15 protein-coding genes are annotated in these 15,721 nt (G+C 61.1%); 9 read left to right on the top strand and 6 right to left on the bottom strand.

From position 1 onward, the window contains the following. Positions 1–25: 25 nt before the first annotated feature. Positions 26–772, top strand: a complete 747-nt coding sequence (locus M5C56_RS29055) for a 3-oxoacyl-ACP reductase family protein (protein WP_103497321.1) — start codon at positions 26–28, stop codon at positions 770–772. On the opposite strand, the gene M5C56_RS29060 is transcribed toward M5C56_RS29055, so the two are convergent. After that, positions 762–1,655, bottom strand: a complete 894-nt coding sequence (locus M5C56_RS29060) for a LysR family transcriptional regulator (RefSeq protein ID WP_103497322.1) — start codon at positions 1,653–1,655, stop codon at positions 762–764. The two genes, M5C56_RS29055 and M5C56_RS29060, sit on opposite strands and share 11 nt — an antisense overlap. Positions 1,656–1,760: 105 nt before the next feature. Here M5C56_RS29060 and M5C56_RS29065 point away from each other — a divergent pair, with 105 nt between their 5' ends. After that, a complete protein-coding gene (locus M5C56_RS29065) occupies positions 1,761–2,963 on the top strand; it encodes an MFS transporter (protein ID WP_103497323.1) in 1,203 nt (400 codons plus the stop codon). 12 nt (positions 2,964–2,975) lie between these two features. On the opposite strand, the gene M5C56_RS29070 is transcribed toward M5C56_RS29065, so the two are convergent. Next, a complete protein-coding gene (locus tag M5C56_RS29070) occupies positions 2,976–3,677 on the bottom strand; it encodes an HAD-IA family hydrolase (protein ID WP_103497324.1) in 702 nt (233 codons plus the stop codon). Between the two features lie 156 nt (positions 3,678–3,833). On the opposite strand from M5C56_RS29070, the gene M5C56_RS29075 reads away from it, so the two are divergent. Both M5C56_RS29075 and M5C56_RS29080 read left to right on the top strand, forming a co-directional pair. Continuing rightward, the gene (locus M5C56_RS29075) at positions 3,834–4,133 is read left to right on the top strand and encodes a DUF6388 family protein (RefSeq protein WP_103497325.1); all 300 of its coding nucleotides are present in this window, start codon (positions 3,834–3,836) and stop codon (positions 4,131–4,133) included. A gap of 84 nt (positions 4,134–4,217) precedes the next feature. Continuing rightward, the gene (locus tag M5C56_RS29080; protein ID WP_103497326.1) at positions 4,218–4,586 is read left to right on the top strand and encodes a hypothetical protein; all 369 of its coding nucleotides are present in this window, start codon (positions 4,218–4,220) and stop codon (positions 4,584–4,586) included. 54 nt (positions 4,587–4,640) lie between these two features. Here the strand turns inward: M5C56_RS29080 and M5C56_RS29085 are convergent, their stop codons facing one another. Then, positions 4,641–4,922, bottom strand: coding sequence for a DUF1652 domain-containing protein (locus M5C56_RS29085; RefSeq protein ID WP_103497327.1), 282 nt, complete (start codon positions 4,920–4,922; stop codon positions 4,641–4,643). Positions 4,923–5,146: 224 nt separating this feature from the next. Beyond that, entirely contained in the window at positions 5,147–5,665 is a 519-nt protein-coding gene (locus M5C56_RS29090) for a DUF4142 domain-containing protein (protein ID WP_103497328.1), read from the bottom strand. A 286-nt stretch (positions 5,666–5,951) separates the two neighbouring features. Here M5C56_RS29090 and M5C56_RS29095 point away from each other — a divergent pair, with 286 nt between their 5' ends. Beyond that, positions 5,952–6,446: a DUF1543 domain-containing protein gene (locus tag M5C56_RS29095; protein WP_103497329.1), complete on the top strand. Its 495-nt coding sequence runs from the start codon at positions 5,952–5,954 to the stop codon at positions 6,444–6,446. 17 nt (positions 6,447–6,463) lie between these two features. Here the strand turns inward: M5C56_RS29095 and M5C56_RS29100 are convergent, their stop codons facing one another. Then, positions 6,464–7,381 carry a LysR substrate-binding domain-containing protein gene (locus M5C56_RS29100; protein ID WP_103497330.1) on the bottom strand — a complete coding sequence of 306 codons (918 nt, stop codon included), beginning with the start codon at positions 7,379–7,381 and terminating at the stop codon, positions 6,464–6,466. A gap of 115 nt (positions 7,382–7,496) precedes the next feature. Between M5C56_RS29100 and M5C56_RS29105 the strand changes: the two genes are divergently transcribed. Continuing rightward, positions 7,497–8,132 carry a LysE family translocator gene (locus tag M5C56_RS29105; protein ID WP_103497331.1) on the top strand — a complete coding sequence of 212 codons (636 nt, stop codon included), beginning with the start codon at positions 7,497–7,499 and terminating at the stop codon, positions 8,130–8,132. 96 nt (positions 8,133–8,228) lie between these two features. Further along, positions 8,229–9,197 carry an alpha/beta hydrolase gene (locus M5C56_RS29110; RefSeq protein WP_103497332.1) on the top strand — a complete coding sequence of 323 codons (969 nt, stop codon included), beginning with the start codon at positions 8,229–8,231 and terminating at the stop codon, positions 9,195–9,197. On the opposite strand, the gene M5C56_RS29115 is transcribed toward M5C56_RS29110, so the two are convergent. Next, a complete protein-coding gene (locus M5C56_RS29115) occupies positions 9,167–10,411 on the bottom strand; it encodes an MFS transporter (RefSeq protein ID WP_247263418.1) in 1,245 nt (414 codons plus the stop codon). The two genes, M5C56_RS29110 and M5C56_RS29115, sit on opposite strands and share 31 nt — an antisense overlap. 285 nt (positions 10,412–10,696) lie before the next feature. Between M5C56_RS29115 and M5C56_RS29120 the strand changes: the two genes are divergently transcribed. Together M5C56_RS29120 and M5C56_RS29125 are read left to right on the top strand one after the other, a co-directional pair. Continuing rightward, a complete protein-coding gene (locus M5C56_RS29120; RefSeq protein ID WP_247263419.1) occupies positions 10,697–14,755 on the top strand; it encodes a response regulator in 4,059 nt (1,352 codons plus the stop codon). 2 nt (positions 14,756–14,757) lie between these two features. Next, positions 14,758–15,699 carry a diguanylate cyclase gene (locus M5C56_RS29125; RefSeq protein WP_103497335.1) on the top strand — a complete coding sequence of 314 codons (942 nt, stop codon included), beginning with the start codon at positions 14,758–14,760 and terminating at the stop codon, positions 15,697–15,699. Positions 15,700–15,721 lie beyond the last annotated feature (22 nt).

Below are 15,721 nucleotides of genomic sequence, written 5' to 3' on the forward strand. Positions count from 1 at the left end.
ACGGCCTTGAACTTTGGAGAACGACATGACCGAACACAATCTGACTGGCAAAGTAGCTTTGATCCAAGGCGGCTCGCGCGGCATCGGTGCCGCCATCGTCAAGCGCCTGGCGGCCCAGGGCGCAACAGTAGCCTTCACCTACGTCAGTTCCGACGCCAAGGCCAGGGAATTGCAGGACAGCGTGATCGCCGACGGCGGCAAGGCCCTGGCGATCAAGGCCGACAGCGCCGATGCCGTCGCCATTCGCCATGCGGTCAGCAGCACCGTCGAAGCCTTTGGCCGAATCGACATCCTGGTCAACAACGCCGGCGTGCTGGCCATGGGACCACTTGACGAGTTCAAGCTGGAAGACTTCGACCGGACCCTGGCAGTCAACGTGCGCAGCGTCTTTATCGCCACCCAGGAAGCCGCCCGGCATATGGGCGAAGGCGGTCGGGTGATCAATATCGGCAGCACCAACGCCGAACGCATGCCATTCGCCGGCGGTGCCGCGTACGCCATGAGCAAGTCCGCGCTGGTGGGCCTGACCAAGGGCCTGGCGCGGGATCTCGGGCCACGGGGCATCACCGTCAACAATGTGCAGCCCGGCCCGGTGGACACCGATATGAACCCGGCCGACAGTGATTTCGCCGGCAGCCTGATCAGCCTCATGGCCGGTGGCCGTTATGGCCGGGTCGAGGAGATCGCCAGCTTCGTCGCCTATCTGGCAGGGCCGGAAGCCGGCTACATCACCGGGGCCAGCCTGACCATCGATGGCGGGTTCAGCGCGTAACACGCGGTTGCAGTGCCAACGCCTGCTCCAGCAACAGCAGAAATGCCGCGGCCGCAGGCGTCGGCGCATGCGACCACACCGCGTACAGGTACCGCGACGGCGCGTCGGACACCGGCAGCGTCACCACCCCTTCGAAGCCCTCGGCGATTTTCTTCGGCACCAGGCCCAGCGCCAGCCCCCGACGTACGAACTCCCCCACCAGCATCACATTGCCCGCCTCGAACTGCACCCGATGGCGCAAGCCCGCCGCGGCAAAGGCCTCGTCGGTCTGCCGGCGCCCCGCCGTGCCGGCCTGGAAATCCACCAGCGGCTGGTTCTCCAACTCCGCCAGCGGCAGACGCTCGAAGCGGGTCAGCGGATGCCCCAGCGGCAGCACCGCCACCAACTCCTCCTCCGCCAGCAACCGCTGCGCCAGGCCCTCGATCTTTTCCCCCGGCCATAAACCGACAAACGCCAGGTCCAGCCGCCGTTCGCGCACATCGAGCATCAGCGACTCGCTCTTGCTCATGTTCAGGTGGATATCCACCTGTGGATAAAGTCCGTGGAAACGCGCGAGCAAGCCCACCAGGTCGACTTCGGTCAGGGACGAAATCTTTCCGATGGACAGGCTGCCGCGCACTTCCCCTGAAGCCGCCGCCACTTCGGCGACAATCCGCCGGGTCGCCTCCAGCGCCGGTCGGGCGCTGCGGACAAAGGCCTCGCCGGCCGCGGTCAGGCGCACCTTGCGCGAACTGCGCTCGAACAGCGCCGCGCCCAGATCCTCTTCCAGACGGGCGATCTGATGACTGAGGGCCGACTGCACCACATGGCAGCGCTCGGCCGCACGGGTGAAACTGCCCTCATCCGCCACCGCCAGGGCGTACTCGATCTGCTTGAGGTTCATCGGCTGTATCTCGTTTCAAGATGGATAGAATGAAAACAATGCATTGGTGTCATGCTAAGACATTCCAGATAATTCGTGCATCGAATTCACACAACGAGACAGTCAATGTCCGACACCAACGCTATACACAAACCTTTGAGTTCTGCCCTGATCCTGCTGATGTCGATTGCCACCGGCCTCGCGGTTGCCAGTAACTACTACGCCCAGCCGCTGCTGCACACCATCGCCCAGCACCTGGGCCTGAGCACCGGTACCGCCGGCACCATCGTCATCACCGCCCAACTGAGTTACGGCGCCGGGCTGTTGCTGCTGGTGCCGCTGGGGGACCTGTTCGAACAACGCCGGCTGATTTTCATCATGACCCTGCTCAGTGCCCTCGGACTGCTGATCAGCGCGTTCTCGCCGAGCCTGCCCTGGCTGCTGTTCGGCACCGCGCTGGCCGGCCTGTTCTCGGTGGTGGCCCAGGTGCTGGTGCCGATGGCCGCCAGCCTGACCGCACCGGAACAACGCGGGCGGGTGGTCGGGACGCTGATGAGCGGCCTGTTGCTGGGCATTCTCCTGGCGCGCACGGCGGCGGGCCTGCTGTCCGACCTTGGCGACTGGCGCAGCATCTACCTGCTGGCGGCCGGCCTGATGTTTATCTGCGCCTTCGCCCTGCTGCGTGCCCTGCCGGAAAACCACCAGCATGCGGGACTGAGTTACCCGGCCTTGCTCGGCTCTGTGTTTCGCCTGTTCGTCGAGGAGCCGGTGCTGCGGCTGCGCGCCGTCATGGGCCTGCTGACCTTCTGCCTGTTCGCGTTGTTCTGGACGCCCCTGGCCTTCCTGCTGGCGAGCCCGCCCTATGGCTATTCGGATGGAGTGATCGGCCTGTTCGGCCTGGCCGGTGCCGTCGGTGCCATGGCGGCGAACCTCGGCGGGCGCATGGCCGATCGGGGCAGGGGCGAGTTCGCCACCACCCTGGGCCTGCTGGCGTTGCTGTTGTCGTGGCTGCCACTGGGCTTTGCCGGACATTCACTGGCGGCGCTGCTGATCGGCGTGCTGGTGCTGGACTTTGCCGTGCAGCTGATTCACGTCAGCAACCAGAACGCCGTGTTCAAGATCCGCCCCCAAGCGCGCAATCGTCTGAATGCCGGTTATATCACCTGCTATTTCATCGGCGGCGCGCTGGGCTCGCTGCTCGGGGCGCAGTTGTACGGGCCCTATGGCTGGAACGGCATCGTCACCGCAGGCGGCTTGATTTCCGCCCTGGCGCTGGGCATCTGGGTGGTGATGCAGCGCCGCAGCGGACTGTCGGTGTCCGCTGCCTGAAAGACCACGCCGTCAGACAAGGTCCCAGTCAATCGTCGGTAGCCCGACCGGCGCCAGCGGGAAATGCTTGAGCGACTGCACGATCCGATCCGCATGGTGGTATTTCTCCGCCGCCATCGCCGGATCGGGCACCGCCACCGCATACATGCCCGCCGCCTTGGCCGCCGTCACGCCAAACGGCGAGTCCTCGAACACCAGGCAGTCCTCGGCCGCCACTCCCAGGCGCTTGGCCGCCAGCAGGAAAATATCCGGCGCCGGCTTGGCTTCGCCGACTTCGGGGTCGTCGGCGGTGACAATGGTATCGAACAGCGCAAACCATTCCCGGTGCAGGGTGGTCTTCAACTCGAACGAGCCCCGCGAAGAACTGGTGCCCACCGCAATCGGAATCCCGTGGGCCGACAGATGCCGCACCAGCGCCTCGGCGCCGGACATGGAACCGGCCTTGGGGAAACGCTCGCGCATCAGCGGCTCGCGCACCTCCAGGAACTCCTGGGGGCTGATCGGCAACTCCATCGCCTCGACCACGTAACGGGCCAGGTCGCCGGCACCACGACCGATGATGTGCTGTTTGTGATCCCAGCCGAAGGTCCGGCCGTAGCGACCGACGATAAGCTGCGTCACTTCGGAATAGATGCCCTCGGTGTCGAGCAGCAAACCGTCCATATCGAAAATCACGGCCTTTACCGGGCCCGGGGTAGAGAGTGCTGCGGTCATCGCATCCGCCGTATACAGGGTTGAAAGCCTGCTAGCGTCGCAGAGCCGGGCGATTCTTTCCATCCGAGAGTGAAGCCGCTAGCATGGCCGCAGTATTTTCCAGGCCCACGGGCCCGCCGACGGCTTGCCGCCCGGCCATCCGACAGAGACGCCAGCATGATTGCCAAAGAATCCCGAACCGAGGTCGCCCTTGCCAGGTTCCTCGACGCCCACCCGCACCTGCGCGAAGAAACCCGCGACCTGAGCCCGAAGGAACAGCAGCAACAGTTCCAGTGGGCCTTCGAGGACGAAGCCGAAAACCAGGGGCTCGAACCCTGGGAACTGACCTTGCAACTGGTGGCTGAAACGCCTGAGGAGCTCAAGGCCATGCGCCTGGAAGTCCACCGCGAAGTGGCCGAGGCCCTGGGCATGGATTGGGACGAGTACTGCTCGTTCAACGAAATCAGCGAAGACTGAGCCGTTCGTCGCGCCAACGGCACTTGAGCCGGCGGCTGGGGACCAATACCAGGTAAGGACTCTTTATCGACAAGGAGACTCGCCATGAATCCGTCCCCCCTCGCCAAGCTGGCCCTGGCCGCTTTGCTGTCCTCCCTGTCCCTCGCGAGCTTCGCGGCCCAGGCCAGCAGCGGCCCGACCGATCCGCTCGAGAGCCCGCAGCCGCCCCTGGCACCGGGCGGCATCAACCCTGGCAACAATCCGGTGATCAACAACGCTGCCACACCGCCCGGCACCGAAAGCGGTATCGACCCTCGAACCCAGGGTAATGATCCCGGGCGCCAAGGCGGCATGAACACCGACGGCAACGGCCCCGTGGGTGATGAAGCCCGCAGCAACCCCGGTGGCTCCCGCAGTTCCGGCGGCACCGAAAACAACCTTCCAGGTCTCGGCAGCGGTTCCCCACAAAAATGACCTGAAGTGAGAAGGGCCGGTTCAAGTCCTTGAGCCGGCCCTTCTGACAGGCGCCTAGAGCTTGGCGGGTATTGGCCTCGCCAGTTGTCCCCCGCCAATGAAGAACGCCTGTTGATTGGCCACCAGTTCGGAACGCAATTCGCCCACCAGGTTGGAAATGGCCCTGGCACTGGTCAAGCGGACCGTGGAAATCCCGGTCACCAGCAAATCCACCCTCCCCGAATCCGGGTCGAAGACCTTCACCGTCAGCGAGCTGTCATGGCTCACCGTGCATTGGCAACGAAGGGGTAAAAAGCCGAGTTCAATGATGTTGCGCAGTTCAAGAATGGAAATCACATCAATACGTCCCTATAGAGTGATGGAAAAGTAACCGCGCAAGACAATCCGTGCGTTCTTGTCAGCAGCAGAAGCCTTGCGCTTCTGGTGCAAGCCTTCGAGAGAGGCCCTGGCAGACATCGTAGCTATTTGACGCCACTTAGTCGTCAGCACCGATCACTTTTCCTTATGTACGCCATCTCTTACACCGACTCCATCATTCCGACAGCGCCCAGGGCACTCGCTCAATTGCCCTTGTGATGGCTCATTTCCAGCTTCCTCGCCATGTCCAGATGCATCTGCAACTTGGGCAGGGTTTGTATGGCAAAGGCCTTCAACTCCGGGGAGGCGGAATGTTCGGCTTCATCCTTGAACAGCTGGATCGCGTCCTCATGGGCCTTGATCTGGTTGGCCACATAGGCGATATCGAAGGATTCACCTTCCTGCACCTGCAGCATCAGCTTGCGCGCCCGGTCGAGGATTTCCGCCTCCGGGGCCATGGGCAGGTCGTGATGGGCGGCGATGGCCTTCAGGTCGCGGTTGGCATCGGTGTGGTCCTTGATCATTTCCACGGCAAAGCTGTTGATGTCCGTGGACGTGGTTTTCTGGATCGCCAGGCGGCTGGTCTCGATCTCGGCGATCCCGGACGCCGAGGCCGTATCGATGAACTGCGCGGGGGTACCGGCATTGACCGGCCCGGCGAGGCTCGCGCCCAGCAGCAGGACAAGAGAGCTAAGACGTAACAGGGGGGCCTTGCGGCTCATGGGCTTCCTCCAGCACTTTAAAAAAACAGGTGGGCTGAAGGATTGGAAATAATCGGGCGGGCAAGGTTTAGAAAAAAACCACGGGACTGACGAACGGTGATCGCCACAGCAGTTATCCTGCTGGCTCGCGCCCCCATGACCCGGTCAATTCCCAGGCAAAAAAAAGCCCGCGGGAGGGCGGGCAAGGGAAGCTTTTGAACGAGCGCGGATACTATAGACGCTGCCTGGCAAGCAAATTATGAAACAATTTTCATCTTCGCTCGGCGGCTGACAGAAAGGAACAGGCATGCTTTGGGTGGTCATGCTCGGCGGAAAACATCCCCGGGCGAAAATAGAAGTGCACGATGTGGCCTTTGTACTGGCCGACAACCTGGAGGCCACCTATCCGCAACTGCGCCAGGAGTGGTTCGGCAGCCCCGCCGGCCTGCATATCGATGCCTGGATGCAGGTCGACGGCGTCGACGGTTGGAAGGTCGAACTGAGCAATCTGGCGCCCGCCCCCGGCTCGCCGCGCCTGTACTTTATCAACCTGGGCGGCTACGAAGCCCGGGCCTTTGGCGAAGCGCATCATTACCTGCTGGTGGTGGCCCGCGACAAGGCCGAGGCCAAGCGCCTGGGCATGCGGCAGATGCTGGCAGGCTGGGAGCAGGCGCACACCGATGCCCTGCTGGATATCGACGACTGCCTGCCCATCGACCAGGTCGACGGGCGTTATATCGAACTGGTGCAGGCGCCGAATCGCGGCATTGTGCAGGGCAATGACTATATCGTCCTGCCCTGAGCATCACCTGGTCCCGATCAACGAAACTCGATGCCTGGCAGATCCATTTCGGGCACGTCGCCCAACAGGAAATCGCGAAAGGCCAGAATGCGTTCCTTGCGCAGGCTGCTTTTCAGCCAGACCAGGTAGTAAGCCTCCCCCGAGCCGACGGCAGTCCTGAACGGCAGCCCGAGCAAACCGCCACGGACATCCTCGAGGATCAGGTACAGGTCACCGATCGAAACGCCGTGCCCGCGCATGGCGGCCGAGATCCCCTGGTCCAGGGTACTGAACAGCTTGCCACGCTCCACCCTCGCCCGCCCTTCCCATCCCATACCCGCCAACCAGCGCCGCCAGTCGCGCCGGTCCGTGGACGAGTGAATCAGTTCGTGCTGCTCCAGGGTGTCGAGACTCCAGGGTCCGGCCCCCAGAAGCTGACTCGAACAGATCGGAATCAGCCACTCGTCGAAGAGCTTGCAGCACTCGACCTGGGCACCAAAACGCCCGTCGCCGAGCAGAATTGCACAGTCATAGGGTTCGGTATGGAGGTCGACGGTGTCGATATCCATCCACACGCTGGACAGTTGCACCGGCAAGTCAGGACTCACCTGCTTGAGGTTTTCCAGCGACTGCAACAGCCAGCGCATGGTCAGGCTCGACGGCGCCTTCAGCCGTAGCTGCTCGGCATTGGCGCGAAAAGGCAGACAGGCCTCCTCGATCACCTTGAACCCGGTTTTCAAGCCATGGGCCAGGCGTTGCCCGGCTTCGGTCAATTGCAGCTTCGGGCCATTGCGCTCGAACAGATGACAGCCGAACAGCGCCTCCAGATTGCGAATATGTCGACTGATGGCGCTCTGGGTCAGCGACAGTTCCTCGGCGGCGCGGGTAAACGAAGAGGACCGGGCCGCCACCTCGAAAGCACGCAGGGCATAGAGCGGTGGGATACGTTCGGCCATGGGCTCGCCTCACTATGATTAATAATCATAGTGAGGCACAGATTTATCCATTTTTCAAACCCGCGGCACTCCCTCAGGCTTGCCGGACTCGATTCTCCCGCGCAGGCGCTCCTCCATGAACCTCTCGTTGCTACTGCTTTACCTGCTGAGCATTTCCCTGCTGATCGTGACACCCGGCCCGGTGGTCGCACTGCTGGTCAACACCAGCCTGGGGGCCGGCAGTGGCCGGGCGCTGCTGACGATGCTCGGCACCAATGGGGCGTCGCTGGTACTGGCGCTGCTGGCGGCGCTGATTTTAAGCGGCGGCCTTTCGCTCAACCTGCAATTGATCAATGTCGTCAGCCTGAGCGGCTGTCTGTTTATCGGTTACCTGGGGGTAAAGAGCCTTCAGGAAGCCCTCTCGACAGCTGTCGACGGCGGTGTGCAAGCCACCAGGAGCGAGCGCCGCACCGGTTTCGTCAATGGCTTCCTGGTGGGTATTTCCAATCCCAAGGAGATCATCTTTTTCGTCTCCTTCTTCCCCCAATTCATCCAGGTCACGCCGTCCTTCGGCCATAGCGTGGCGTTGCTCGCGGTGCTCTGGGCGGTAATCGACCTGGCGGCCATGACCTTCTATATCCTGCTCGCCCGCCAGGCCTTCGCGGTCCGGCACAAGGCCAAGATCACCTTCGCTTCCGGCATCCTGCTGCTGCTGATGGCGATATTCGGAGTGCTGTACGCCGCCCGTGCGCTGCTCTCAAGCCTGAATTGAATGGCGTGTTTTAGTCATGATTCGGTCAATGAATGATGATTAGCAGCGCGCAGCCGTTCTGCTAGGGTCTTTTACCTGGGTCAGGGAGAGCGGCGGATGAACGAATTCGAACAACAGATCTTGTCGGTCAATGGGATCGAACTGAGCGTGCATGTGGCGGGGCCGCTTGACGGCCGGCCGGTGTGGCTTCTCCACGGCTTCCCGGAATGCTGGCATTCCTGGCGCAACCAGGTGCCGGCGCTGGTGCAGGCGGGTTATCGGGTGTTTGTCCCGGAGATGCGTGGCTATGGGCGCAGCAGTGCCCCCGCCGATGTGAACGCGTACGACCTGCTGACACTCTGCGCCGATATCCAGGCCGCCATGGATGCCTTCGGGCACACGCAAGCCTGCATCGTCGGCCACGACTGGGGCGCGCCGGTGGCCTGGCACCTGGCGTTACTGGAGCCGCAGCGGGTCAAGGCGCTGGTCACCTTGTCGGTGCCTTTTGGCGGACGCCCCAAGCGCCCGGCGACCGAACTGATGCGCGAGCACTATGCCGATCGCTTCAACTACATCCTCTATTTCCAGGAACCCGGGGTCGCCGAACAAGAACTCGATGCGGATATCGACCGAAGCTTGCGGGCGTTTATGGGCGACACCGAAGTCTTCCTGCAAACCAAGGCGGTCGATGCACGTTTGTTTGACGACGTGGCAGTGGCCACGGAGTTACCCGATTGGTGCGCGCCCGAGGATTACGAAATCTACCGGCAGACCTTTGCCGGCCAGGGCTTTCGTGGCGCGCTGAACTGGTATCGCAACTTCGAACGCAACTGGCAGCGCACGGAGTTTCTGGCAGGTTTGCAGGTCCGGCAGCCGACATTGTTCCTGATCGGCGATCGCGACCCGGTGGGTGTGCTGGAAGCCCACACCATCAAACGCATGCCGGGGCTGGTGCCGCAACTCGAACAACAACTGATCGAGGATTGCGGGCACTGGATACAGAGTGAGAAAGCCGAGGCCGTGAATGCGGCGATGCTCGGTTTTCTTCGACGGGTTTATGCCGAGGGGGCCGGAACAGCGAGCTGAGACAACGGGCGACTGGCAATCAGGATAAACAGCACCGACAGCAGCGCACAAAGCGCTCCCAGCAGAATCGAAGCCACGTAGCTCTGATAAAGGTCAAACAGCAGCCCCGCGACACTCCCGCCGATCAGGGCAGCGACCCCGACGGACATGTACAGGGCGCCCAGAATGGCTCCCAGGCTCGCCGTGCCGAACCAGTTGGCCGCCACCGCCGGGTAGAGGGAAATGCAGCCCCCATTGGCCACGCCGAAACACACGGCGAACAGCGCCAGCGTGGTGAAGGTATGGGCACCGAGCCACAGCAGATTGAGCAGCACCAGCGCGAAGGTCAGCAGCATCAGCAAGCGCCGTGCGCCCATCCGGTCACCGAGGCTGCCCAGGAACAAGCGGCCGGCGACGTTGCCGACGCCGATAAGGCCGATCAGCAAATTGGCTTGGGTAGCGGAAATACCAAACTGGCGCGCGTAGGGATTGATGTGCACCAGCGCAAGAAACAGACCGACCGATCCAAAGAAAATCGCCCCGAAATACCACCAGAATCGCGCCGTTCCCGCGGCTTCGGCCAAGCCCATGCCGTTGGCGGCCACATGATGCTGGGGGCTCGAGGAAGAAGGCACGAGACCATCCGGAAAAAGACCCAGCTCCTGTGGATGACTCCTGACCAGCGAAGCCACCAACAGACCGACCACAAGAATGGCCCCGGCAAAGATCTGCAGGGTCGACTCCCAGGAGAAATACTGCATCAGCAATCCGGCGGCCGAGGGGCCGACAAAGGTCCCGACCCCGGTGCCCGCCAGCGCAATACCCGAGGCCTGGCTGCGGTTCTTCACGAACCAGCGCTGCACCGCCGTCACCGTCGGCACATACACCAGACCGACACCCAATCCGACCAGCACACAGAAGCACACCAGGAACCACTGCAAAGAGTCAGAGGCCAGGCTGCTGAGGAAAAAACCCAGCGCCAGCAAGACGATGCCAAGGCCGATCACGACCCGGGCCGAGATGCGATCGGCCAGAGAACCGGAGAAGACCCCGACCGAGTAATAGATCAGGGCCGTCAGCGAAAACACCGAGGCCACGGAAAAACGTCCCACCTCGAAGTTGGACTGGATCTGTGAGAGGAACGCCCCGAAGGAGTAGGCACCGCCAAAGATAAGGGCCAGCAACACATGCGCCGCGAACACGACGTACCATCCCGGAAACACCTTGGTTTTCATCACAGTCTGCTCTCGGATCCTGCTTATGGTTAAGCGCAACATCCATTTCAGGTCCGCTCATGGCTGTCGCGCATTCTTGTATATACATGAATATGCAACTTTACAGCCAACCTGTATCCACGTGTATCAAAAACGCCACAAAAAAAGTAATACATTGAATTTTATATAAAAAATATAAAACCACAGACCCGGTCGGTTTTTTTCGGCCGTCGCGTTCGGAATTCTTTTGCCGCACGACGATACATTCAGTAACAGCATGTCTAGGCTTGGGACAAGGTCGTTCGGATGGGCATCATTTCTTCCCAAGGACAAGTTGCCGCACCATCAGGTTTAATCCAGACTGCCGTATCAATAGTTGTTCCACTACTTCTCGGGAAGGCAAACGTGGCATACCGGTTTTCGCTCACATCCCGAATGACGCTGCTCATTGTCATCATGTGCACAGTGCTCGTTGGCTCCGATATCTGGCGCAGTTTTACCGCTCGCTCGGTGCAACTGGGCGAAGTGACAACCGCCACCGCGAACCTTTCCCGCGCGATGGCTCAACATGCCGACGACACGTTCAAGGAAGCCGACCTGGTACTGAGCGGAGTTGTCGAGCGTGTCCAACGCGACGGCACCACCGCACCGGCACTGGAGCGCTTGCACCAGCTCTTTGCCTCGCGGCTCAGCGAACTCTCGCAACTCGATGGCCTCTATCTGTTCGACCGCAATGGCGAGTTGCTGGTCAGTTCGTTACCCGGGCCTTTGCGCAGCTACAACAACTCTGATCGTGAGTATTTCATCTTTCATCAAAATCACCCTGATCAGGGCGTGCGGATATGGCCTCCGCTGCGCAGCCGCTCTACGGGAAAGTGGACGATTCCGGTGTCGCGACGCATTGACAATCCAGACGGCAGCTTTGCCGGTATCGCCGCCGCCACGATCGATATTGATTTTTTCTCGCAGTTTTATAATCGCCTCGAGATCGGGCAGGAAGGGGCCGTTGCCCTGGAGTTTGACTCAGGCGTCATGGCCGTCCGGCGTCCATTCGAAGAACGCCTCATCGGCGCAGACATTACCAACACCCGGCTTTTCCAGGAGCACAAACTACAACCGGCAGGCGGTACCTTTTCCATTGCCTCGGCCCAGGACGGCGTGGTTCGCCTCAACAGCTTCCGTAGCCTGCAAGACTATCCGCTGTTCGTCGCCGCGGCCCTCTCGAAGGATGAGAACCTCGCCGCCTGGTGGTCGGATACGCTGTGGCATGCCGCGGGAGTGGGGTTGCTGGTCTGCGTGCTGGTCATTTTCGGCCTGCGCCTGATTCGCCAGGTAAACCTGCAAAGCAAAACCGAAAAAGAGCTGGCCGCGAGCCTGGAAACCACCCGGGCGATCCTGGAGACAGCCGCCAACCCGATTATCACGGTCGATGGCGCAGGCAAGGTACGATCACTCAACCCAGCCGGCCAACGGGCGTTCGGCTACGACACAGAGGAAATACTCGGGCGCAATATCAGGACGCTTGTCCCGGAATCTCACCTCGCGGCGTACAACGCTTATACCGCAGAATTCTCACAGCAGAGCTTCACTGAAACCGGTAGCAGCGTGGAATTGTCCGGCTTGCGCAAGGACGGGTCGACCTTTCCACTCTACGCCTCCACCAGTTCAATGAAAGGCACCGACGAACGCTGCTTCGTCTGTGTCATGACCGATATCACCGAACAGAAGAAACACCGCAGCGATCTTGCCGCCACCCGTGACCACCTCCTGTTGGCCGCCGATATCGCCGAGCTCGGCATTTGGTCATGGAACCTGTGCGACGGTACACTGCATTGGAATGATCGTATGTTCGAGATCTATGGCTACTCACAGGCGCTGGTCGAGAATGGCCTGAACTTCGAACATTGGCGCTCGCGTTTTCACCCGGATGACCTGGAGATCGTCATCGCCGCACTCAACGCGGTGATCGATGATCGCGAACAGCGCCTGCCATCGTTCCGGATCGTCCTGCCCGACGGGCGAGTGCGCTACCTGGAAACCCGCGTCCGGGTCGAGCGTGATGCCAGCGGTACACCGACCCTCATGACCGGGATCAATCATGACGTGACGGCCCAACATGAAATGGAAGTGAGCCTGCGCCATGCCAAGGAGCAGGCCGATGCGGCGAGCGCAGCCAAATCATCCTTCCTGGCGAACATGAGCCATGAAATCCGCACGCCCATGAACGCCGTATTGGGGATGTTGCATCTGGTGCAGTTCACGCCGCTGAACCTGCGCCAGCGTGACTACGTGAGCAAGGCCCAGACAGCCGCCCAATCATTGCTCGGCCTGCTCAATGACATTCTCGATTATTCGAAGATCGAGGCGGGCAAGCTCCAGCTGGATCCGCATCCATTCGACTTCGAACCCTTGATGCAGGACCTGGGTGTCGTATTGGCCGGCAACCAGGGCCAGAAGGATATCGAAGTGTTGTTCGATATCGATCCGGCCCTCCCCAGTGGCCTGATCGGCGACAGCCTGCGCTTGCAGCAGGTCTTGATCAATCTCGCCGGCAACGCCCTCAAATTCACCTTGAAAGGACAGGTCATCGTCAGTCTTGAGCTCCTGGAACGCACGGCCTCCAAGGTCCAGGTCCGAATTGCCGTAACGGACAGCGGCATCGGCATGAGCCCCGAACAGATAGAACATATCTTTGAAGGTTTCAATCAGGCCGAAGCCTCGACCTCACGCCGCTTCGGCGGCTCGGGTCTCGGCCTGGTCATCTGCAAGCGCCTGGTCAAACTGATGGGGGGCGATCTGCTGGTGGAAAGCCGCCCTGATGTGGGCAGCCGGTTCTGGTTCGATGTCTGGCTGAAGGTGGACGCAGGCGCAACGACAAGGACCCTCCCCGCCAACCATTCAATGCGGGTGCTGGTGGTCGACGACAACCCGATTGCCGCCGAGTTGCTGATGCGCACGGTGGCCGCCCTGGAATGGCAGGCCGACCTCGTCTCCTCGGGTGTCGAGGCCGTGAACAAGATAAGCAAGGCCCTCCATGAGGGAGAGCGTTATGACGTGGTCCTGATGGATTGGCGGATGCCGGATCTGAATGGCATGAGCGCGGCCAAGTTGATTCGCGAACTGAAAGGACGGCTACCGCCGCCCGTGGTCGTCATGATCACCGCCTATGGGCGCGAAGTCCTCGCCGAGAGCCATGATCGCGGCGATGCCCCTTTTGCCGGGTTCATTACCAAGCCCGTGACGCCCCGACAGCTGACCGAGGTCATTTTGCGGGCGTTGCAAGGCATCGACACACCGACTGAGACTCCAGCGCTTGAGCACAAACCTTCAAGGCGTCTTGCGGGTCTCAACTTCCTGGTGGTGGAAGACAACGCCTTGAACCGTCAGGTCATCGAGGAGCTGCTGAAATCGGAGGGCGCCTCCGTGCAATTGGCCGAAGGCGGTTTTGAGGGGGTCAACTGCGTGATAACGGGGAACACGTCCTTCGATGCCGTGCTGATGGATGTGCAGATGCCTGACATCGATGGCTACGAAGCGACCCGGAGAATTCGCGCCAACCCCCGCTTTACCACGCTGCCCATCATTGCGATTACCGCCAATGCGTCCTCTTCCGATCGGCAGGCCTGTTTGCAGGCGGGGATGAACGGGCATGTCGGCAAACCGATCGATATCGAGCATCTGGTTTCGGTGCTGCGGGCACAACTGGATGGAAAAGAGCCCCCGGCGCCAGTCGCGCGCCCTGTCGCAAATGATCCGGTCATGGAACAAGACGAACTTATTGAAGACCCTGCTTCGATCGTCAAGCGGCTGGATGGAAACCTGAACCTGATACGCAGTGTCCTGAAGATCTTTGGTGCCGAGACGGAAAAGCAACTCCAGAACCTGGACGAGCAGATAGCGCAAAAAAACCGGGTGGGCGCCGCCAGTGTATTGCATGCCATCAAGGGCAGCGCCGGCACCATGGGTGCCCTCGCGCTTTCAAGAAGAGCCGGCCAGCTTGAGCAGGCGCTGAACGCTGGCGCGGCATCGGCAGCCGACGATCCTCTGGTCAATGGCTGCAGTGCTGAACTGCGGCAATTGATGCAGGCCAGTCTTGAGCAATTGACCATAGCGTTCGCCGAGCCCGCGGGTCCGGTTGAGCCGGCTGGAGAGGCGTTGTCTTTGACTGAATGGCGGCTGCATTTAAACGAAATACTCACGCTGCTGAATGCTTCGAACCTGCAAGCCATTGCGGCGGCGGAAGCACTTCTTGCCCAAACGCCGGCGGAACGACTGGCCCGATTCAATCCGTTTATCAAACAGGTCAGGGCATTGGACTTTACGGCCGCAGCACTGAGTGCCTATGAAATGCTGGAGCAAGCCTGACCATGGAGCGAATTCTCGAAGATTGGCTGCTTCATACAAACCGACGTCCCAAGATTCTGATTGCGGACGATCAGCCCACTAATATCCGGGTGCTGTACGAGCTGTTTTCCGCACAGTGCGACATCTTCATGGCGGCCAACGGCGAGCAGGCGCTGAAAATATGCCAGGCCGAGTTGCCGGACCTGATTCTGCTCGACGTGGTGATGGAGGATATCGATGGCCACGAGGTGTGCCGCCGACTCAAGGCCGATCCGTTGACGAGCACGATACCGATCATTTTCATCACCGCGCAGAACCAGGCCGCGGATGAAGTGATTGCGCTGGGGCTCGGGGCGGTCGACTTTATTGTAAAACCCATCAACTCGGTGATCGTCCGCGCCCGGGTCCAAACTCACCTGACCTTGAAATTGCAGGGTGACTTGTTGCGTGCGCACGCCTTTCTGGATGGTTTGACCGGTGTGGGCAATCGACGCAAGTTCGATGACGATTTGCTCACCAATTGGCGCCAGTGCTTGCGCGACAAGGTGCCCATCTCCCTTATCTTGCTGGATATCGACTACTTCAAGCGTTACAACGACCGCTATGGCCATCAGAGTGGGGACAGCTGCCTGAAGTTGGTCGCCAAGACGCTTTGCGAGTCGCTCCGGCGTCCCCATGACAAGGTGGCGAGGTATGGCGGCGAGGAGTTCGCCTGCATTTTGCCGAAAACGAACCTTGAAGACGCGGCCAGGATAGCCGAGGCCATGCAGGAGCGTATCCGGGCGCTGGATATCGAGCATCTCGGCTCGGAGGTTGCTAGGGTGGTCACCACCTCCTCGGGTGTGGCGACGCTGCTGCCTGCACTCGGTGGCGGTCCGGAGGCACTGTTGGCGGCGGCGGATGTGCAGCTTTATGAGGCGAAGCGTGGCGGCCGGGCGCGGGTTTGTGCGGCTGGAGATGAGTGACGGGCGGCCTTTCGGTCACCCG

This window comes from Pseudomonas sp. MWU13-2862 (genome assembly GCF_023242495.1).
Classification (GTDB): domain Bacteria; phylum Pseudomonadota; class Gammaproteobacteria; order Pseudomonadales; family Pseudomonadaceae; genus Aquipseudomonas; species Aquipseudomonas gingeri_D.

What these genes read in the sequence shown, in the direction of transcription:
- M5C56_RS29100 (WP_103497330.1), bottom strand. Translation starts at nt 7,381, where the DNA reads ATGGCCGAACGTATCCCACCGCTCTATGCCCTGCGTGCTTTCGAGGTG.
- M5C56_RS29070 (WP_103497324.1), bottom strand. Translation starts at nt 3,677, where the DNA reads ATGACCGCAGCACTCTCTACCCCGGGCCCGGTAAAGGCCGTGATTTTC.
- M5C56_RS29060 (WP_103497322.1), bottom strand. Translation starts at nt 1,655, where the DNA reads ATGAACCTCAAGCAGATCGAGTACGCCCTGGCGGTGGCGGATGAGGGC.
- M5C56_RS29055 (WP_103497321.1), top strand. Translation starts at nt 26, where the DNA reads ATGACCGAACACAATCTGACTGGCAAAGTAGCTTTGATCCAAGGCGGC.
- M5C56_RS29065 (WP_103497323.1), top strand. Translation starts at nt 1,761, where the DNA reads ATGTCCGACACCAACGCTATACACAAACCTTTGAGTTCTGCCCTGATC.
- M5C56_RS29075 (WP_103497325.1), top strand. Translation starts at nt 3,834, where the DNA reads ATGATTGCCAAAGAATCCCGAACCGAGGTCGCCCTTGCCAGGTTCCTC.
- M5C56_RS29095 (WP_103497329.1), top strand. Translation starts at nt 5,952, where the DNA reads ATGCTTTGGGTGGTCATGCTCGGCGGAAAACATCCCCGGGCGAAAATA.
- M5C56_RS29110 (WP_103497332.1), top strand. Translation starts at nt 8,229, where the DNA reads ATGAACGAATTCGAACAACAGATCTTGTCGGTCAATGGGATCGAACTG.
- M5C56_RS29125 (WP_103497335.1), top strand. Translation starts at nt 14,758, where the DNA reads ATGGAGCGAATTCTCGAAGATTGGCTGCTTCATACAAACCGACGTCCC.
- M5C56_RS29080 (WP_103497326.1), top strand. Translation starts at nt 4,218, where the DNA reads ATGAATCCGTCCCCCCTCGCCAAGCTGGCCCTGGCCGCTTTGCTGTCC.
- M5C56_RS29105 (WP_103497331.1), top strand. Translation starts at nt 7,497, where the DNA reads ATGAACCTCTCGTTGCTACTGCTTTACCTGCTGAGCATTTCCCTGCTG.
- M5C56_RS29120 (WP_247263419.1), top strand. Translation starts at nt 10,697, where the DNA reads ATGGGCATCATTTCTTCCCAAGGACAAGTTGCCGCACCATCAGGTTTA.
- M5C56_RS29115 (WP_247263418.1), bottom strand. Translation starts at nt 10,411, where the DNA reads ATGAAAACCAAGGTGTTTCCGGGATGGTACGTCGTGTTCGCGGCGCAT.
- M5C56_RS29090 (WP_103497328.1), bottom strand. Translation starts at nt 5,665, where the DNA reads ATGAGCCGCAAGGCCCCCCTGTTACGTCTTAGCTCTCTTGTCCTGCTG.